The sequence below is a fragment of the Allobosea sp. 01N443 genome (assembly GCF_056399325.1).
This window is the reverse complement of the sequence record NZ_JBFTRC010000008.1, coordinates 11,503-29,589: the sequence shown is the minus strand read 5'-3', so window position 1 is coordinate 29,589 and position 18,087 is coordinate 11,503. Positions and strand designations below refer to the sequence as shown.

At 64.5% G+C, this 18,087-nt stretch carries 18 protein-coding genes; 11 read left to right on the top strand and 7 right to left on the bottom strand.

What is annotated here, in order from left to right:
• Positions 1 to 45 precede the first annotated feature (45 nt).
• Positions 46 to 2,049, top strand: a complete 2,004-nt coding sequence (locus AC1DRP_RS04105; protein WP_476767851.1) for a thioredoxin domain-containing protein — start codon at positions 46 to 48, stop codon at positions 2,047 to 2,049.
• A 110-nt stretch (positions 2,050 to 2,159) separates the two neighbouring features.
• On the opposite strand, the gene rho is transcribed toward AC1DRP_RS04105, so the two are convergent.
• The 3 genes from rho to hemE all read right to left on the bottom strand — a co-directional run bounded on the left by rho (position 2,160) and on the right by hemE (position 5,120).
• Positions 2,160 to 3,425, bottom strand: coding sequence for a transcription termination factor Rho (gene rho / locus AC1DRP_RS04100; protein ID WP_069878589.1), 1,266 nt, complete (start codon positions 3,423 to 3,425; stop codon positions 2,160 to 2,162).
• 224 nt (positions 3,426 to 3,649) lie between these two features.
• A complete protein-coding gene (gene hemJ / locus AC1DRP_RS04095) occupies positions 3,650 to 4,075 on the bottom strand; it encodes a protoporphyrinogen oxidase HemJ (protein WP_476767850.1) in 426 nt (141 codons plus the stop codon).
• 13 nt (positions 4,076 to 4,088) lie between these two features.
• Positions 4,089 to 5,120, bottom strand: coding sequence for a uroporphyrinogen decarboxylase (gene hemE / locus AC1DRP_RS04090; RefSeq protein ID WP_476767849.1), 1,032 nt, complete (start codon positions 5,118 to 5,120; stop codon positions 4,089 to 4,091).
• Between the two features lie 458 nt (positions 5,121 to 5,578).
• On the opposite strand from hemE, the gene AC1DRP_RS04085 reads away from it, so the two are divergent.
• Genes AC1DRP_RS04085 through dnaQ form a run of 5 tightly spaced genes read left to right on the top strand, consistent with a single transcriptional unit; the run spans position 5,579 to position 9,226 of the window.
• Positions 5,579 to 6,409: a pyruvate, water dikinase regulatory protein gene (locus AC1DRP_RS04085; protein WP_441492038.1), complete on the top strand. Its 831-nt coding sequence runs from the start codon at positions 5,579 to 5,581 to the stop codon at positions 6,407 to 6,409.
• Complete coding sequence (locus AC1DRP_RS04080; RefSeq protein ID WP_476767848.1) at positions 6,406 to 7,032, top strand: Maf family protein; 627 nt, start codon at positions 6,406 to 6,408, stop codon at positions 7,030 to 7,032. Before AC1DRP_RS04085 ends, AC1DRP_RS04080 begins: the two co-directional genes overlap by 4 nt.
• An 18-nt stretch (positions 7,033 to 7,050) precedes the next feature.
• Entirely contained in the window at positions 7,051 to 7,884 is an 834-nt protein-coding gene (locus tag AC1DRP_RS04075) for a shikimate dehydrogenase (protein ID WP_476767847.1), read from the top strand.
• Positions 7,885 to 7,899: 15 nt separating this feature from the next.
• Entirely contained in the window at positions 7,900 to 8,526 is a 627-nt protein-coding gene (coaE, locus tag AC1DRP_RS04070; protein WP_476767846.1) for a dephospho-CoA kinase, read from the top strand.
• Positions 8,519 to 9,226 (top strand): DNA polymerase III subunit epsilon, encoded by a 708-nt coding sequence (gene dnaQ, locus AC1DRP_RS04065; protein WP_476767845.1) that lies wholly within the window; start codon positions 8,519 to 8,521, stop codon positions 9,224 to 9,226. The genes coaE and dnaQ overlap by 8 nt, the downstream gene beginning before the upstream one ends.
• 30 nt (positions 9,227 to 9,256) lie before the next feature.
• On the opposite strand, the gene AC1DRP_RS04060 is transcribed toward dnaQ, so the two are convergent.
• On the bottom strand, positions 9,257 to 9,997 hold the full coding sequence (locus AC1DRP_RS04060) for a TerC family protein (protein WP_476767844.1): 741 nt from the start codon (positions 9,995 to 9,997) through the stop codon (positions 9,257 to 9,259).
• Positions 9,998 to 10,180: 183 nt separating this feature from the next.
• Positions 10,181 to 10,678 (bottom strand): protein-export chaperone SecB, encoded by a 498-nt coding sequence (gene secB / locus AC1DRP_RS04055; RefSeq protein WP_069878580.1) that lies wholly within the window; start codon positions 10,676 to 10,678, stop codon positions 10,181 to 10,183.
• A 245-nt stretch (positions 10,679 to 10,923) separates the two neighbouring features.
• On the opposite strand from secB, the gene AC1DRP_RS04050 reads away from it, so the two are divergent.
• The 5 genes from AC1DRP_RS04050 to AC1DRP_RS04030 all read left to right on the top strand — a co-directional run bounded on the left by AC1DRP_RS04050 (position 10,924) and on the right by AC1DRP_RS04030 (position 14,825).
• Positions 10,924 to 11,655: a Tim44/TimA family putative adaptor protein gene (locus AC1DRP_RS04050; protein ID WP_441505102.1), complete on the top strand. Its 732-nt coding sequence runs from the start codon at positions 10,924 to 10,926 to the stop codon at positions 11,653 to 11,655.
• Entirely contained in the window at positions 11,652 to 12,827 is a 1,176-nt protein-coding gene (gene mltA, locus AC1DRP_RS04045; protein ID WP_476767843.1) for a murein transglycosylase A, read from the top strand. The genes AC1DRP_RS04050 and mltA overlap by 4 nt, the downstream gene beginning before the upstream one ends.
• A gap of 3 nt (positions 12,828 to 12,830) precedes the next feature.
• A complete protein-coding gene (locus AC1DRP_RS04040) occupies positions 12,831 to 13,388 on the top strand; it encodes a Smr/MutS family protein (protein ID WP_441492031.1) in 558 nt (185 codons plus the stop codon).
• Complete coding sequence (locus tag AC1DRP_RS04035) at positions 13,385 to 13,759, top strand: helix-turn-helix domain-containing protein (RefSeq protein ID WP_113515708.1); 375 nt, start codon at positions 13,385 to 13,387, stop codon at positions 13,757 to 13,759. The genes AC1DRP_RS04040 and AC1DRP_RS04035 overlap by 4 nt, the downstream gene beginning before the upstream one ends.
• A 67-nt stretch (positions 13,760 to 13,826) precedes the next feature.
• On the top strand, positions 13,827 to 14,825 hold the full coding sequence (locus AC1DRP_RS04030; protein ID WP_441492030.1) for an adenosine kinase: 999 nt from the start codon (positions 13,827 to 13,829) through the stop codon (positions 14,823 to 14,825).
• 117 nt (positions 14,826 to 14,942) lie between these two features.
• Here the strand turns inward: AC1DRP_RS04030 and AC1DRP_RS04025 are convergent, their stop codons facing one another.
• Positions 14,943 to 15,578: a pyridoxamine 5'-phosphate oxidase family protein gene (locus AC1DRP_RS04025; protein WP_476767872.1), complete on the bottom strand. Its 636-nt coding sequence runs from the start codon at positions 15,576 to 15,578 to the stop codon at positions 14,943 to 14,945.
• A gap of 134 nt (positions 15,579 to 15,712) precedes the next feature.
• Positions 15,713 to 17,887, bottom strand: a complete 2,175-nt coding sequence (pnp, locus tag AC1DRP_RS04020; protein WP_441492029.1) for a polyribonucleotide nucleotidyltransferase — start codon at positions 17,885 to 17,887, stop codon at positions 15,713 to 15,715.
• Positions 17,888 to 18,087: the final 200 nt, after the last annotated feature.

The window sequence follows — 18,087 nt, the reverse complement described above, 5'->3', positions numbered from 1 at the left end:
GCACATCTTTCCGTTGCGACGCTGATCCGCCTGGGAGATCCGTCGATGAATCGTCTCGGGGCCGCCGCCAGCCCCTATCTCCTGCAGCACAAGGACAACCCCGTCCATTGGTGGGAATGGAGCGAGGAAGCCTTTGCCGAGGCAAAGTCAAGCGGTCGCCCGGTCCTGCTCTCGGTCGGCTATGCCGCCTGCCACTGGTGCCATGTCATGGCCCATGAGAGCTTTGAGGACTTGGCAACCGCGGCGCTGATGAACGCGCGCTTCGTCAACATCAAGGTCGACCGGGAGGAGCGACCCGATATCGATCAGGTCTACATGAACGCGCTGCACAGCCTGGGCGAACAGGGGGGCTGGCCGCTGACCATGTTCCTCACCGCCGACCGTCAGCCATTCTGGGGCGGCACCTATTTTCCGCCAACGGCGCGCTATGGACGGCCCTCCTTCAGCCAGGTGCTGCAGCAGATCGCGGCCGTCCACGCAAAAGAGCCCGAGCGGGTCGCGCGCAATGCCGCCGCGATCAAGGCTGCACTCGAGCAGAGTGAGGCTGCAGCAAGCCCGGAAGCCCGATACAAACCTGACCTCGACCAGATCGCCAGCGAGATCGCCCAATCCTTCGATCCGCAGCATGGCGGGCTGCGCGGCGCACCAAAATTCCCCAATCCTGGCCTGATCGAGCTGCTCTGGCGTCACGGCAGCCGCACTGGGAACGCGACCACACTCCTGCCGGCGACCCGCACCCTGGAACGCATGGCGCGTGGCGGCATTCAAGATCACCTCGGCGGCGGCTTCGCCCGATACTCGGTCGACGAGCGCTGGCTCGTGCCGCATTTCGAGAAGATGCTTTATGACAATGCCCAGCTACTCGGGCTCTATGCGCTCGAGGCGAAGCGCAGCGGCAATCCACTGGCGCACAGCGCGGCCCAGGGCATCGTCACCTGGCTTGAGCGGGACATGCTGCTACAGGAGGGCGCTTTCGCCTCCAGCCTCGATGCCGATTCCGAGGGGGTCGAAGGCAAATTCTATGTCTGGACTGCATCGGAGCTGGCCAGCCATCTCACGCCAGCCGACGCAGAACTCTTCGCCCGGCACTATGACGTCACCGCCCATGGCAACTGGGAAGGCGTCACAATCCTCAACCGGCTCGACACGCCCGATCCGGATCCGGCATTCGAGCAGCAATTGGCCAACATCCGGCGGGATCTCCTGGCGTTGCGCGCTCGCCGGGTTCCTCCGGCCCGCGACGACAAAATCCTGGCCGACTGGAATGGGCTGATGATCGCGGCGCTCGTGCGAGCCTCCGGTCTACTCGCGGAGCCCGCCTGGCTGGCCCTTGCTCGGCGAGCCTACCATTTCGTCGCCGAATCAATGAAGCATGGCGACGGCCTCGCTCACTCCTACCGCGCGGGCCGGTTGATCACCCCGGGCTTTGCCCTCGATCACGCGGCGATGATCGAAGCGGCCCTGGCACTCCACGACGCCACATCGGAACGGCATTTCCTTGACCACGCCCTGCGCTGGTCCGCCCATCTCTGGCGGTACTACCGCCACGTCGATACGAGTCTACTTGGTATGACTCAACGCGATAGCGCCGTTCTTCCGGTCGTACCGAGGCCGACTCACGACGACGCAGTCCCGAACGCTAATGGCGTGCATGCAGGGAACCTGCTTCGTCTGGCGGCCAAGAGCGGAGCCCCGACCGATAGGGCCCAGGCCGAACGGTTTCTCGCAGCAGCATTGGCCGCTGCCGAGCGCGCGCCGGTCGCCCATGGCTCCGTACTCAATGCTTATCATCTGGCGCGGCACGGCATCGAGATCATCCTGGCTGGACCCGAACGCGAACGTCTTCGCGCGGCTGCGCTGGCATTGCCCTACACGACGACGATGATCGTCGACTGCCCCGATCCCAGCGCGCTACCATCGGACCACCCAGCCGCTTCCATGGCGCGTCTTGCAGGCAGCGGTGCCGCCTTCATCTGTTTCGCCGGGCGTTGCCTGCCTCCCGTAACGGATCCGAATCAATTGCAGGATGCCGTTTCTGCTGGCCGGTGACCCCGGATCCAAACAAGAAAGGCGGGTCGGCATGACTGCCGATCCGCCTCGCTGAAAGTATTGGATCTCCGACGCTGCAGCTTCGTGCGGCGTCGCGATTCCCGATCCGATCAGGTGTTCATCGAGTCGAAGAACTCGGAGTTCTGCTTGGTCTGCCGCAGCTTGTCGATCAGGAACTCGATCGCATCCTGCGGTCCCATTGGATTCAGGATGCGGCGCAGCACATAGGTCTTCTGCAGCACATCCTTCGGCGTGATCAGCTCTTCCTTGCGGGTGCCCGACTTCAGGATGTCGATCGCCGGGAAGATGCGCTTGTCGGCCACCTTGCGGTCAAGCACGATTTCCGAGTTACCGGTGCCCTTGAACTCTTCGAAGATGACTTCGTCCATGCGGCTGCCGGTATCGATCAACGCAGTCGCGACGATGGTCAGCGAGCCGCCTTCCTCGATATTGCGGGCCGCGCCGAAGAAGCGCTTCGGCCGCTGCAGCGCGTTGGCATCGACACCACCGGTCAGCACCTTGCCGGAAGAGGGGACCACGGTGTTGTAGGCACGGCCGAGGCGCGTAATCGAGTCGAGCAGGATCACGACATCGCGGCCATGCTCCACCAGGCGCTTGGCCTTCTCGATGACCATCTCCGCGACCTGGACGTGGCGCGTGGCCGGCTCGTCGAAGGTCGAGGACACAACCTCACCCTTCACCGAACGCTGCATGTCGGTGACTTCCTCGGGCCGCTCGTCGATCAGCAGCACGATCAGATAGCACTCGGGATGATTGTTGGTGATCGACTGCGCGATGTTCTGCAGCAGAACCGTCTTACCGGTGCGCGGCGGCGCCACGATCAGGGCGCGCTGGCCTTTGCCGATCGGAGCGACGATGTCGATGACGCGGGGCGAGAAGTCCTTCTTGGTCGGATCCTGAACTTCCAGCCGCAGACGCTCGTCCGGATACAGCGGCGTCAGGTTGTCGAAATGGATCTTGTGCCGGATCTTCTCCGGGTCCTCAAAATTGATCGTGTTGACCTTGAGCAGCGCAAAATAGCGCTCGCCATCCTTGGGTCCACGGATCGGCCCTTCAACCGTATCACCCGTGCGCAGGCCGAACTTGCGGATCTGCGACGGCGAAACGTAGATGTCGTCGGGACCCGGCAGATAGTTCGAGTCGGAGGAGCGCAGGAAGCCGAACCCGTCCTGCAGCACCTCGACCACGCCCTCGCCGAGAATCTCGGTTTCCTTGGCGGCCAACTGCTTGAGGATGGCGAACATCAGCTCCTGCTTGCGCATCGTGCTGGCGTTCTCGACCTCCATGCCTTCGGCGAAGGCAAGAAGCTCGGTCGGCGATTTGACCTTGAGTTCGTGAAGCTTGATTTCCCGCATGGGGCACCCGGATCGTAAACGCCCCCACACGAATGGCGGAGGTCAGGGACTCAGTGGAGGGCTCGACAGGGCCTGGAAGGACCAGTGCGCAGGGGATGCGCACCATGAGCGTCTGCACCGGCAGCCAGCTCACGAACCATCGACAACAGGGAGGACGCAAAAAGTCGCGTTGCGCTTGATAGCTGGTTTCCCGTGGACTCTCAAGCCGGAAACGTCGGCGTCGCTCAGAACGGTTTGACGACGACCAGGATCACGATTCCGACCATCAGCAGTGCCGGCACTTCGTTGATGATCCGGTAATAGCGCGCCGACTTGTCGTTGCGATCTTCGGCAAAGGCCCTGACCCGTCCGACCAGGATGCCATGGATGGCGGAGAGGATGACCACGAGCAGAATCTTGCCGTGCAGCCAGCCACCCTTGAAGCCATAGATCGCCCAGGCGAGGTACAGACCCAGCACCCAGGTCACGATCATCGCCGGATTGATGATGCCCTTGAGGARCCGGCGTTCCATGATCTTGAAGGTTTCGGACTGCACCGAGCCGGTCTGCGCCTCCGCGTGATAAACCATCAGCCTGGGCAAATAGAGCATGCCGGCCATCCAGGAGATGACCGCCATCACGTGAAAAGCCTTGATCCAGTCGATCAGCATCACTGCATCCTCATCATGACCTGACGGCCGCAATCAAGCGTTCGACATGAGCGATCGGCGTATCCGGCAGGATGCCATGCCCGAGATTGAAGACGAAGGGACCGGCGCCGAAGGAGGTACGGATCGCGGCGACCTCCCGTTCCAGCTCGGTACCACCTGCCCGGAGAAGTTGCGGGTCAAGGTGACCCTGGATCGGCGCCAGCGACTGGATCTGCGTCCGCGCAAATTCGCGATCGATGTCCGTCTCGAGCCCGACAGCATCAACCCCGGTCGCTTTGACATAGCTCGGAATCAGGCGGCCGGCCCCCCGGGGAAAGCCGATGACCTTTGCCTTGGGATGACGCGCCCGCACTCCGTCGACGATCCGCTTGGTCGGCGCAATGCACCAACGCATGAAATCATCTTCGCCAAGCGAGCCAGCCCAGCTGTCGAAAATCTGCACCGCATCGACGCCGCCATCGAGCTGAGCGTTGAGATGAGCGATGGACGCCATCACGATCCGGTCGATCAGCCGGGCGAACAGCTCCGGGTCTCGTGTGAAGAGTTCCTTCGCGGGACCCTGATCCGGCGTGCCCCGCCCAGCCACCATGTAGGTCGCGACCGTCCAAGGCGCCCCGCAGAAGCCGATGAAGGCGGTGTTGCCTGGCAGGGCAGCCTTGACCTTGCCAACCGTTTCGTAGACCGGCGCCAGCACGTCCCGGTCGATCTCCTCGTGGATCTCGCCTAGCCTCTTCGCATCGCCCACGGGCTCCAACCGCGGACCTTCGCCCTGGACGAACCAGAGCTTCTGGCCAAGCGCATGCGGCACGACGAGGATGTCGCAGAACAGGATCGCTGCATCGAAACCGAAACGGCGGATTGGCTGAAGGGTCACTTCGGTAGCAAAGGCCGGATTGTAGCAGAGCTCGAGAAAGCCACCTGCCTTGGCCCGGACCTCGCGGTACTCCGGCAGATAGCGTCCGGCCTGGCGCATCAGCCAGATCGGCGGCCTTGCCATCACCTCGCCCGAAAGGCTCCGCAGGAAAACCGGATCTTCGTTCGCCATGCCCACTCCGGTCAGCCGTTCAGGTCTGAATCTTAAAAGAATCTTAGAGAGATATTCTTTTGTTTTGACTCTTGGTCAGGGGCAAATAGCCCGGCCCAACTTTGTCCACAACCGGTCCACAGGGCGAGCCGATGTCGCAGGGTGGAATCGCCCGGGGGGTGGGGCGCCTTAACTGATTAGTAAGAAATCAGAATCGCGGCCGGGGCTGCCGATCGTTAAAATGATTCACGTGAAACATCGCTCCACGTGTCCCCAGGGGCCAGCCTGTTGATGGAAAGAGGGAGTTATACAGTCGCGGTCCCGCGCTCCGCTCGGATGTACGGTTGTCCACAGCAGTCCCCATGACCAGCGTGACCCCTCATCGCGGTCAGCGCTGGGGGTCCCGGTCCAGGACGACAATTTGCATTGCCGATATGGCGCGCTAGAGGTTGCAACTTCGTTAAGCCCCGGGAGCCCACGTGGCGCGCAACTATTTTCATTTGCATCTGGTGTCCGATGCCACCGGCGAGACCCTGATTGCGGTCAGCCGGGCCGCCGCCGCCCAATATGAATCGGTCTCGGCCATCGAGCATGTCTATCCGCTGGTCCGCTCCGAGGCGCAGCTTGCCCGGGTCCTGGCGGAGATCGAATCCTCGCCCGGGGTCGTGCTCTACACGCTCGTCGAAGCGGAATGGGCCGAGCGGCTCGAGAAATTCTGCCAGGAGCTCGGCTGCCCCTGTCTGTCGGTGCTGAACCCGGTGCTGTCCCTGTTCCAGTCCTATCTCGGCCAGGCGGGGTCGCCGCGGCCGGGCGCGCAGCATGTCCTCAACGCCGAATATTTCCGCCGCATCGACGCGATGAACTACACGCTGATGCATGATGACGGGCAGCTTGGAGGCGATCTGGAAAGCGCGGATATCATCCTCGTCGGCATCAGCCGAACCTCGAAGACACCGACCAGCATCTATCTCGCCAATCGCGGTATCAAGACCGCCAACGTACCGCTGGTCCCCCATGTGCCTTTGCCGGTCGAACTTGAACGGCTGAGAAAGCCGTTGATCGTCGGGCTGGTCGCCAGCGCTGAGCGCATCGTCCAGATTCGACAGAACCGGTTGCTCTCGATGAAGGCGGATGATGAGACGCCCTATGTCGACCCTACAGCCGTGGCCGACGAGATCGCGCAGTCGCGCAAGCTTTGCGCCCGCAGGGGTTGGCCGGTGATCGATGTCACCCGGCGCTCGATCGAGGAGACGGCGGCAGCGATCCTCGACCTGCTGCGCGACCATCGCATGAAGTTCATCGCGACATGACGAAGAGGCCCTCTCTCTGGCGTGCAGCGGCGCCGCTGCTGCTTGCTTCCGGCAGTACGACCCGGGCTGGGATGCTACGCGCAGCCGGGATCCCGGTGGACACCCTGAAGCCCGACATCGACGAGCGAGCCGCCGAGGCGCCGCTCCTCGCACATGGTGTCGAAGGCGAGGCGATCGCGACCGCGCTTGCCTGCGCGAAGGCGCTGCATGTCTCCGTGATGAAGCCCGGCCGCTTCGTGCTCGGCGCCGACCAGACGTTGACCTGCGAGGGCCAGATCTTTCACAAGCCCGAGAATCTCCCTGGCGCCGCCGCGCAGATCGCGACATTGGCTGGGCGCACGCATGAGCTTCATTCCGCCTTTGTGCTGGCGCGCGACGGCGAGATCCTGGCTGAAGGCGGGCAGACCGCACGACTGACGATGCGGCGGCTCGAGCTCGATTTCATCGCGACCTATGTCGAACTTGCTGGCCCGGCGATCCTGACCAGCGTTGGCGGCTACCAGCTCGAGGGCCTTGGTTCCCAGCTCTTCGCTGCCGTCGAGGGCGACCATTTCACCATTCTCGGCCTCCCGCTCCTTGCCGTACTCGAGGCCCTGCGCGAGCAGGGCGCTCTCGTCGATTGATCCGGACATCTGAATTCCATGACCCGTCGCTGTTTCGTCATCGGTCACCCGATCGCCCATTCACGCTCGCCGCTCATTCACGGCAGCTGGATCGCCGAGCATGGGCTCGATGGATCCTATGAACGCATCGATGTCGCACCGGCTGCACTCTCGTCGTTCATGGCCCGGGTGCGGAGCGGCGAATTCGTGGGCGGCAACGTCACAGTTCCCCACAAGGAGGCGTCGCTGCTGCTGGTCGATGAACTCAGCCCCGTCGCCCGCGCGATGGGTGCGGTGAATACGATCTGGCGTGACGATGGTCGCCTGTTCGGCGACAACACCGATGCTGCCGGCTTCCTCGCCCATCTCGACGCCAGCGTTCCCGGCTGGAGCGAGCGGGTCGCAACGGCTCTCATTCTTGGCTCGGGCGGCGCGGCGCGGGCGATCGGTTTTGGACTGAAGGCGCGCGGCCTCGAGCGGATCATCCTCGTCAACCGCAGCGCGGACCGAGCCATGGAACTTGCCCGGGCACTTGGAGCTCCGGTCGAGGCGCGGGACTGGTCAAGGCGTCATGAGCTGGTCGAATCGGCCGATCTGATCGTCAACACGACGGCGCTTGGGATGAACGGCAAGCCGCCGCTCGATCTCGATCTCACCAGGCTCCGCCCCGGCACGATCGTTGACGACATCGTGTACGTGCCGTTGCGGACGCCCCTGCTCGAAGAGGCGGAACGTCGCGGCGGTGTTCCGGTCGATGGCCTCGGCATGCTGCTGCATCAGGCCGCCCCCGGTTTCGCGCGCTGGTTCGGTGTGACCCCGAAGGTCACGCCGGCGCTGCGGGCCCGGCTCGAAGCCGATATCCTGGGCGCCTGATTCGCTGGGTGCCGCATGACCTTCATCCTGGGACTGACCGGCTCGATCGGCATGGGAAAGTCGACCACCTCGGAGATGTTCCGGGCCCACGGCGTGCCTGTCCATGATGCCGATGCCACCGTCCATGCGCTCTACCGGGGCAGGGCGGTCGCACCGATCGCGGCAGCCTTTCCGGAGACTGTAGTAAATGGGGCCGTGGATCGTGCCCGACTCTCCTCGATGGTTGTGGGCAAGCCCGAAGCCCTGCGCGCGCTGGAGGCGATCATTCATCCTCTGGTGCGGGAGGAGGAGATCGCTTTCATCAAGAACTGCATTGCAGCGGGGAGCGATATCGGGGTCCTCGATGTGCCGCTCCTGCTTGAGGTTGGAGGAGGGTATCGCTGTGACGCCGTCGTCGTGATCACGGCATCAGCCGAAGTGCAGCGCGCCCGCGTTTTGGCGCGTCCGGAGATGACGGCGGAGAAGCTGGACGCGATCCTTGCGCGCCAGATGCCGGATGCCGAGAAGCGCCGGCACGCTCACTTCCTTGTGGACACCTCGCATGGCTTGCTGGTGGCACAGAGGCAGGTCCGCTCTATCCTCCAGGCATTGGCCGGCCGTCCTGGCCGGAGCCGGCAAGAAAAGGCGTCCAGGCATGCGTGAGATCGTTCTCGATACCGAGACGACCGGCGTCGAAGCCAATGGCGGCGATCGCGTCGTTGAAATCGGCTGCGTCGAACTGGTCAATCACTGCCCATCCGGCCGTACCTTCCATCAATACATCARCCCCGAGCGGGCGATGGCGGAAGGCGCCTTCAAGGTCCACGGACTGTCCGATGCCTTCCTGGCGGACAAGCCCGTCTTCGCGGCCATTGCCGAGGAGTTTGCAGCCTTCATCGATGGCGCGCGGCTCGTCATCCACAACGCGTCCTTCGACGTCGGCTTCCTGAACATGGAGATGAAGCGTGTCGGCCGTGGCCCGATCGATCCATCGCTGGTCGTCGATACGCTGGCGATGGCGCGACGCAAGCATCCCGGAGCCTCGAACAGTCTCGATGCGCTCTGCCAGCGCTACGGCATCGACAATACGAGGCGCACCCAGCACGGCGCGCTGCTCGATTCGGAGATTCTCGCCGAGGTCTATATCGAGCTGATCGGAGGCAAACAGGCCGATCTCGGACTTGGCGTGGTCAGCGCTTCCGGTCCCGGCAACGGTCTCGCCGATCTTTCCGAGCGGCCGCAGCGCCAGCGCCCGCTCGCCCCCTGCCTCGACGAGGCGGCAATGGCCGCTCATGAGAGCTTCATCCTGACCCTGAAGACACCGCTCTGGAGCGGCTATCTCGGTCTGGCCAAGGAAAGCTGAGCCGCTTGTGGCGGCTCAGCTTCGGGTCGGTCAGCCGCGGCTACGATCGGCGCGCCGGGACATCATGTTGAGACCCTCGATCAGCGCCGAGAAGGCCATGGCGGCGTAGATGTAGCCCTTCGGGATATGGGCGCCGAAACCCTCGCCGATCAGCGTGGCGCCGATCATCAGCAGGAAGCCGAGGGCCAGCATCACGATCGTCGGGTTCTTTTCGATGAACTTCGCCAGCGGGTCGGCGGCCAGCAGCATCACCAGCACGGCGACGATCACCGCAATCATCATCACCGGGACATGCTCGGTCATGCCGACGGCCGTGATGATGCTGTCGATCGAGAAGACCAGATCGAGCAGCAGGATCTGGAAGATCGCAGCGCCGAAGGTCACGGTTGCCGCACGGCCGCCGTCGAACACATCGGGCCCGTGATTGACGTCGACCTTGTGATGGATTTCGGTCGTCGCCTTCCAGACCAGAAAAAGGCCGCCGGCGATCAGGATGAAATCGCGCCAGGAGAAGGCCTTGCCGAAGAGCGAGACGATCGGCTCCGTCAATTGCACGATGAAGGCGACGGTACCGAGCAGCGCGAGCCGCATGAACAGGGCAAGCCCGATGCCGATCTTGCGGCCGAGCGAACGTTGCTCCTCAGGCAGCTTGTTGGTCAGGATCGAGATGAAGATCAGATTGTCGATGCCGAGGACAACCTCCATGGCGATCAGTGCCCCGAGAGCCGCCCATACGGCGGGGTCGGCAGCAAGCGTCATCAGATGGTCCATCGGGTCTCCACATAACAAAATGCGGACGCCGGATTGGCGCCCGCTTCAATGAATGTGGGAGATGGAGTTTGCCTTGCCGATGCGCAAGGCGTTGCGAAATGCGCGCGATTATTGATTGAAATGCAAGAAAGGGCCCGCGAGGGCCCTTTCGATATCGTCGGCTTGCGGAGGCGGCAGGCTCGCTCAGGCGTTAGGCGCCTGCGGCTGCTGGGCCTGAAGCTCCTGCATGCGCTGTTGATACAGCATCGCGAAATCGATCTGCGGAACATAGAAAGGCGGGAAGCCGCCGGTCTGGACCGCGTCCGCGATGATCTGGCGGGCGAACGGGAACAGCAGCCGCGCGCAGTCGATCACCAGAACGGGGTGAATATGCTCCTGCGGGATGTTCAGCAGCCGGAACACGCCAGCATAGCTGAGATCGAACGCAAACAGCGTCTCGTTGTTCAGGACGGCCTTGCCCTCGAGCTGGAGCACGGTCTCGTAATCGGTCTCCGACAGCGCGGTGGTCGAGACGTTGACCTGCAGGGACATCTGCGGGCCCTGCTCGTTCTGCTGGCCGAGGGCGCGGGGCGCCTTCGGATTCTCGAAGGAGAAGTCCTTGGTGTACTGGATCAGGGCATTCATGCTCGGCTGAGCGTTCGCCTCGCTCGCGCCGTTGCCGTTGGGGATGTCGTTGGCCATCGGTCCCATCATCGTCTGGCAGGCTTTAATCGGGAAATCCCACGCCTTGCCGGCGCCCGGGACTGCGCACCGCTCCCCGGTGCAATGCTTGCGTCGGCTATCATGGAGCTTCCTCAGGCACAAGAAGCCGCCTTCACAAGCTCGGGGGTGGATGTTACGAGCCTTGATCACCATATCGCATGCGGCGGCCGGCCGACCGCCGCCGTTGATGCGAGGCGGTCACTGGGGTTCCGGATCAGCGTTCGATGCAAAATTCCTTCGACATGACGACTTTGGTCTTCCTGGCTCTGGCCGTTTTCGTCGCCTGGAAGCTTCGCTCCGTGCTTGGCCAGAAGACCGGCAGCGAGCAGCCGCCAAAGGATCCCTTCGCGCGGCGTGAGACGCCGCCGATGCGACCTGATCAGGCCGGCGCTCCCGAGGCCAAGCGCGACAATGTCATTCGCCTGCCGGGCGCAGCCAATGATCCCGCTGCGACAGCCGTTCCTGCGGCCGAGCGCTGGAAGGACATTGCGCCTGCGGATTCGCCGATCCTTGCCGGCATCGAGGCCATCGTTCGCCAGGAGCAGGATTTCGACCCGAAGGGTTTCCTGCAGGGTGCGAAATCCGCTTACGAGACCATCGTCACCGCCTTCGCCCGCGGCGACCGCAAGGTCCTGAAGGGCCTCCTCGCCAAGGAAGTCTATGATGGCTTCGAGCAGGCGATTACCGACCGCGAGAAGCGCGGCGAGAAGGCGGAATCCTCCTTCGTCTCGATCGACAAGGCCGAGATCACCGCCGTCGACGTCAAGGGCAAGACCGCTCAGGTGACGATCGCATTCGTTTCGCAGCTGATCAGTGTTGTCCGTGATGCACAGGGCGTCGTGGTCGACGGCAGCGCCGAGGCGGTTTCGGAGGTCAACGATATCTGGACCTTCTCGCGTCAGCTCGGCAGCCGCGACCCGAATTGGCTTTTGGTCGCGACCGAAGCCGGCGCGTGACCCGTGGCCTCGGGCGCATTGCGCTGGTGGCCGCCATGTTGTCCGCTGCAATGACACAAGCGCCCGCCGGTCCGAGCTTGCCGCCCGGCGCCCGCGCAGAGGTCATCTCTCCCGGCGCAATAGCGGGATGGCCGGATGACGATCACCGCATTGCGCTGACGATTTTCGCAGCTGGCTGCGCTGCCAACCCCCCGCTTCGGCAAGGCGCCCCGATCCCCCCTGCGCTCACCGCTGTCTGCGCCGAAGCCGGCAGGCTGACGGCTCGCGGGCCGGTCGATCGGACGGCGGCGCGTCGCTTCTTCGAGGAGCGTTTCAGTTTCTGGCGCATCCGGCCGAGCGGCGCCGAGGGCGGCTTCATGACCGGCTATTTCGAGCCGGAGTTCGAAGGCTCGCTCACCCCCTCCGTCCAGTTCCCAACGCCGCTCTATGCCCGCCCTGCCGATCTGGTGACGCGCCTTGCAGGCGACGCTTGGCCAGGGCTGGAACCTGCCTTGTCCGCCGCCCGCCGCACTCCCCGGGGCCTAGAGCCCTATCCCGATCGGACGGCGATCGAGAGTGGCGCACTCGACGGGCAGGGCCTGGAAATCGCCTGGCTGCGCGATCCGGTCGACCGCTTCGTGTTGCAGGTGCAGGGCTCCGGCCGGGTTCGGTTGCAGGACGGCAGGGTCGTCCGGCTGGTCTATTCCGGCCGCAACGGCCACGCCTATACCTCACTCGGCCGGGTGCTCAGCGAGCGCGAGAACATCCCGCCGGCCGAGATGACTATGGACAAGCTGGTCGCTCGGTTGAAGGCCGATGCCGGTTTTGCCCGGGACCTGATCCGCCTGAACCGCTCCTTCGTCTTCTTCGCCCGCAAGGACGACTTGCCGGCCGAGTCGGGGCCGATCGGTGGTGCGGGTTTGCCCCTGACGCCGCTGCGTAGCATCGCCGTCGACCGCGCCATCTGGCCCTACGGACTGCCGGCCTGGATCGATGCGACAATTCCCACCGGCAGCGGCGACATGGAGCGGCTGTCGCGCTTGATGATTGCGCAGGATACGGGATCCGCCATCGTCGGACCGTCGCGGGTCGACCTGTTCGTCGGTTCCGGCCAGGCGGCGGGTCATCGCGCCGGGCTGGTCCGCCATTCCTTTGACTTCACGGTGCTCTGGCCGCGGGCGGAGGCGCGCTGAGGAATGCGCCGCCGTCGCGAGAAGACCCTGTCGGAGGCCGAGATTGCCCTGTGGCGGCAGGTTGCACGTTCGGTGACGCCACTGCGGGGGCGCGCCGCACCGCCGCCTGAGGAGCCTGCAGCGGCCCCGGCGCCACCTCCAACTGAGGCTGCCGCCCCTGTTCTGGTGGTTGCCGTCAAACCGGCCAGGATCACCCCGCCGCCGCTGGCGCCGCTCGAGCGCCGCCTGCGCACCCAGTTGCGTCGCGGAACCCAATCCGTCGAGGCGGTGATCGACCTGCACGGCCTGCGGCAGGATGCCGCTCATGCGGCGCTATGTGCCTTTCTGCGCCGCGAGCAGGCGCGCGGCACCAGGCTGGCGCTGGTCGTGACGGGCAAGGGCGCCGCGGGCGATGCGATTTTCGGCGAAGAGCGTGGCGTCCTGCGCCGCAGCGTGCCGCACTGGCTGCGGCTACCTGATCTGCGCCCTTTCGTCGTCGGCTTCGAGGAGGCCGAGCAGCGCCATGGCGGCGCCGGCGCGCTCTATATCCGTCTGCGCCGGCACCGTGAGAGCGGCGCGTGACACCCTTTGGCCAGCGCGTTCGGGAGCTGCGCGCAGCTCGCGGCGTGACGCTGGCCGGAATGGCCGCGGCGCTGGGCGTCACGCCGGCCTATCTCTCGGCCCTTGAGCATGGCAAGCGCGGCCAGCCGACCTTTGCGCTGATCCAGGGCGTGATCCATTTGCTCGGCGTGATCTGGGACGAGGCTGACGAACTCGTTCGTCTCGCCGAGCTCTCCCACCCCCGCATCACGGTCGATACTGCGGGACTGGCACCGGAGGCGACGCTGGTCGCCAACCGGCTTGCCCTTGAGATCGCCGAACTCGGCCCCGACGAACTCGCCGCGCTGCGCGCCGTGCTTGACCAGGCCAGTCGCCGGCGCGGCCGTGCTTGACCGCATCGGGTCCTGATGCGAAACGCCCATCATTCGTCCCATCCTCGCCAACCCACGGAACTCCTTCATGAAAAATGCCCGTTATGATGTCCTGGCGCTCGGCAACGCCATCGTCGATGTCATCGCTCGCGCGGAAGAGGATTTTCTGGTCGCGCATGAGCTGACCAAGGGCGCGATGATGCTGATCGACGAGCCCCGTGCCGAGACGCTCTACGCGGCGATGGGCCCGGCCAAGGTCATCTCGGGTGGTTCCGCCGCCAACACCATCGCGGGCCTTGCCTCCTTTGGCGGCAAGGGCGCCTTCATCGGCAAGGTGAAGCAGGACGAGCTCGGCAAGCTCTACCGGCATGACCTGACCTCGCAGGGCGTCAGCTTCGATACGGCTTTCGCGGCCGATGGTCCGGCGACCGCCCGTTCCTTCATCTTCGTCACGCCTGATGGCGAGCGCACGATGAACACCTATCTCGGCGCCTGCCAGGGCCTCACTGTCGCGGATGTCGACAAGGATACGGTCCAGAACGCCGACATCATCTATCTCGAGGGCTATCTCTGGGATCCGCCGGCGGCCAAGGAAGCCTTCCGCAAGGCCTCGGAGTTTGCCCATGCAGCTGGCGGCCGTGTCGCGATCACCCTGTCGGATTCCTTCTGCGTGGATCGTTATCGCGACGAGTTCCTCGGGCTGATCCGCAACCGGCTGGTCGATATCGTCTTCGCCAATGAGCACGAGCTGAAGAGCCTCTACCAGACCGGCGATTTCGACAGCGCGCTCGCTGCGTTGCGCGCGGAGAATATCATTGCGGCGGTGACGCGCTCGGAGAAGGGCGCTCTGGCGGTGACGCCTGACGGCATCGTCGCCGAACCGGTCTTCCCGGTGGAGCGCATCGTCGATTCAACCGGCGCGGGCGACCTCTTCGCCGCGGGCTTCCTCTTCGGCCTGACCTCGGGCCGCGAGGTGCGGGACTCGCTGCGGCTCGGCGCGCTGGCCGCCGCCGAGATCATCAGCCATGTCGGTGCAAGGCCGGATGTGAACCTGAAGGTGCTGGCGGGCGATAACGGCTTGCTGTGACCTGATCGGGTTTCAGGTTCGGCGTGTCATGGTCGGGCGGGTCTCGATCATGGCACGCCTTTTCACGAGCCGCGTCGCAAGACGCGGCGGCCCGGCAGTGCAGCCGCGCACGACGATTCAGTACAGCGTCGCCTTCACGCGCTCCGGCAGCGCCTTGTCATAGGCAGCACCGTCAAAGGTCTCGATCGCCTCGTTCCGCGCAGTGATGTCACGCAGGATCTGTCCGGCGCTTGGCAACTCACGCCTGTCGGCATGTTTGGCCGGGTTCCAAAGGTCGGCCCGGACCACGGCGCGCGAGCACTGGAAGTAGACTTGTTCCACATCGACCACGATCACGCAGGCCGGCAGCTTTCCCGCCATCTCGAAGCGCGCGCAGAGCTCGGGGTCGATCGAAAGCGTCGCTGTGCCGTTCACCCGCAGGGTTTCGCTGTATCCGGGGACCAGGAAGAGCATTCCGATTCTCGGATCGAACAGAATATTTCTTAATGAATCCAGACGGTTATTGCCTTTTCTGTCTGGAATCAGGAGCGTTTTCGCGTCCCGGACCGTGACAAAGCCCGGCAGATCCCCGCGCGGCGAACAATCCAGGCCCTCCGGACCGTTGGTCGCGAGCACCATGAAGGGCGAGGCGGCGATCAGCGCAGCATAGTTCTCGTCGACATGGTCGATCTCCTTGGCGACCGAGGCGGGCGCGACGGKGTTCGGATACCGGGCGGCGAGCGTCTCGAGCGAAGTGATGCTGTGGTCGGTCATGCCGATCTCCAAGAACCAATAAGTCTAGACTATTGGGAGACAGGCGTGAGCGCCAGCCCCTTCGCACCGMAAAAAAGAAAACGCCCCGCATCGTGAGATGCGGGGCGCCTGTGGTCTGGCGATGAAGCCGGAGCTTACTCGCTGGCGGGCTGCTTCTCGCGGGCCTTCTCGGCGTCGCGGGCAGCCTTGAGCTTCTCGGTCAGATCCTCGCCCGTCTCCTGGTCGACGACCTTCATCGAGAGGCGGATCTTGCCCCGCTCATCCTGGCCGAGGAACTTGACCTTGACCTTGTCGCCTTCCTTGACGACGTCCGAGACCTTCTGGACACGCTGGGCGGCCAGTTCGGAAATGTGAACGAGGCCGTCCTTGGCGCCGAAGAAGTTCACGAAGGCGCCGAACTCCATGATCTTCACCACGGTGCCGTCATAGATCATGCCCGGCTCGGCTTCCGAGACGATCGACTTGATCCACTTGATCGCGGCTTCGATCGACTTGCCGTCGGCCGAGGCGATCTTGATGGTGCCGTCGTCCTCGATGTTCACCTTGGCGCCGGTCTTCTCGACGATCTCGCGGATGACCTTGCCGCCCGAACCGATGACTTCGCGGATCTTGTCGACCGGGATCTTCATCGTCTCGATGCGCGGGGCATATTCGCCGAGCTGGGCGCGCGAGGTGGAGAGCGCCTTGGACATCTCGCCGAGGATGTGGTCACGACCGCCCTTGGCCTGGCCAAGCGCGACCTGCATGATCTCCTCGGTGATGCCGGCGATCTTGATGTCCATCTGCAGCGAGGTGATGCCCGCAGCGGTACCGGCCACTTTGAAGTCCATGTCGCCGAGATGATCCTCGTCGCCGAGGATGTCGGAGAGCACCGCGAAGCGCTCACCTTCCAGGATCAGGCCCATGGCGATGCCCGCAACCGGAGCCTTCAGCGGCACGCCGGCATCCATCAGCGCCAGCGAGGTGCCGCAGACGGTGGCCATCGAGGAGGAGCCGTTCGACTCGGTGATCTCCGAGACGACGCGGATCGTGTAGGGGAACTCGCCCTTGGCCGGCAGCATCGGACGGATCGCGCGCCAGGCGAGCTTGCCATGGCCGATCTCGCGGCGGCCGGGCGAACCCATCCGGCCGGTCTCGCCGACGGAGTAGGGAGGGAAGTTGTAGTGCAGCAGGAAGGTTTCCTTGTAGGTGCCTTCCAGCGAGTCGATGAACTGCTCGTCGTCGCCGGTGCCGAGCGTGGTCACGACCAGCGCCTGGGTTTCGCCGCGGGTGAACAGCGACGAGCCGTGGGTGCGCGGCAGGATGCCAGCTTCCGCCACGATCTTGCGGACCGTCTTGACGTCGCGACCGTCGATGCGGATGCCGTCGTCGAGGATGTTCCAGCGCACGATCTTGGCCTGGGCTTCCTTGAACTGGCCGGCGACCTGTTCCTTGGTGAAGGTCTTCACGCCATCCGGCTCGGCCGAGACCAGCGCCTCGACGACCTTCGCCTTGACGGCGTCGACAGCCTTATAGCGCTCGGCCTTGGCGGTGATCTTGTAGGCGACGCGGAGCTCGGCTTCGCCAACCTTGAGCACGGCGTCGAGGATCGCCGACTGGTCGGCCGGCTGGTAGTCGCGCGGCTCCTTGGCGGCCTTTTCAGCCAGACGGATGATGGCGTCGATCACCGGCTGGAAATGCTTGTGGCCGAACATCACGGCGCCGAGCATGATCTCTTCGGAGAGTTCCTTGGCTTCCGACTCGACCATCAGGACGGCGTCCTGGGTACCGGCGACGACGAGGTCGAGGCCCGATTCCTTGATCTCGTCGACCAGCGGGTTGAGCTTGTAGGCACCGTCGAAATAACCGACGCGGGCGGCGCCGACCGGGCCCATGAAGGGCACGCCGGACAGGGTCAGTGCGGCCGAAGCTGCGACCATCGCAACGATGTCGGGGTCGTTCTCCAGGTCATGCTGGAGCACGGTGCAGACCACCTGGGTGTCGTTCTTGTAGCCGTCGGCGAAAAGCGGGCGGATCGGCCGGTCGATCAGGCGGGAGACCAGGGTCTCCTTCTCGCTCGGGCGGCCTTCGCGCTTGAAGTAGCCGCCCGGGATGCGGCCGGCCGCGAAGGTCTTTTCCTGGTAGTTCACGGTCAGCGGGAAGAAGTCGAAGCCCGGCTTCGGCTCCTTGGCCGAGACGACGGTGGCGAGCACGACGGTCTCACCATAGGTGGCGAGCACGGCGCCGTCGGCCTGGCGGGCGACCTTGCCGGTTTCGAGCACGAGCTTGCGCCCGCCCCAGATCAGCTCTTCGGTTTGGATGTCGAACATGGTTCTCTTTCGGATCGGATGTGGCACACGTCCGGACGTCTCAAGCCCATGGGCAAGACGGCGGAAAGCTCGGGAGACGGTGAGCATTGCGCCCGAGCGCTCGGCGATCCTGCCATGGACGTCGGGGCGTCCGGCGGAGGCCTGCGGCTAAGCCACCCATGCGGCCGCCGCGTTGGAGTCAGGGCGCCGCACCATTGCGG

What these genes read in the sequence shown, in the direction of transcription:
- AC1DRP_RS04105 (WP_476767851.1), top strand. Translation starts at nt 46, where the DNA reads ATGAATCGTCTCGGGGCCGCCGCCAGCCCCTATCTCCTGCAGCACAAG.
- rho (WP_069878589.1), bottom strand. Translation starts at nt 3,425, where the DNA reads ATGCGGGAAATCAAGCTTCACGAACTCAAGGTCAAATCGCCGACCGAG.
- hemE (WP_476767849.1), bottom strand. Translation starts at nt 5,120, where the DNA reads ATGGCGAACGAAGATCCGGTTTTCCTGCGGAGCCTTTCGGGCGAGGTG.
- AC1DRP_RS04080 (WP_476767848.1), top strand. Translation starts at nt 6,406, where the DNA reads ATGACGAAGAGGCCCTCTCTCTGGCGTGCAGCGGCGCCGCTGCTGCTT.
- AC1DRP_RS04075 (WP_476767847.1), top strand. Translation starts at nt 7,051, where the DNA reads ATGACCCGTCGCTGTTTCGTCATCGGTCACCCGATCGCCCATTCACGC.
- coaE (WP_476767846.1), top strand. Translation starts at nt 7,900, where the DNA reads ATGACCTTCATCCTGGGACTGACCGGCTCGATCGGCATGGGAAAGTCG.
- AC1DRP_RS04060 (WP_476767844.1), bottom strand. Translation starts at nt 9,997, where the DNA reads ATGGACCATCTGATGACGCTTGCTGCCGACCCCGCCGTATGGGCGGCT.
- secB (WP_069878580.1), bottom strand. Translation starts at nt 10,678, where the DNA reads ATGGCCAACGACATCCCCAACGGCAACGGCGCGAGCGAGGCGAACGCT.
- AC1DRP_RS04050 (WP_441505102.1), top strand. Translation starts at nt 10,924, where the DNA reads ATGCAAAATTCCTTCGACATGACGACTTTGGTCTTCCTGGCTCTGGCC.
- AC1DRP_RS04040 (WP_441492031.1), top strand. Translation starts at nt 12,831, where the DNA reads ATGCGCCGCCGTCGCGAGAAGACCCTGTCGGAGGCCGAGATTGCCCTG.
- AC1DRP_RS04030 (WP_441492030.1), top strand. Translation starts at nt 13,827, where the DNA reads ATGAAAAATGCCCGTTATGATGTCCTGGCGCTCGGCAACGCCATCGTC.
- pnp (WP_441492029.1), bottom strand. Translation starts at nt 17,887, where the DNA reads ATGTTCGACATCCAAACCGAAGAGCTGATCTGGGGCGGGCGCAAGCTC.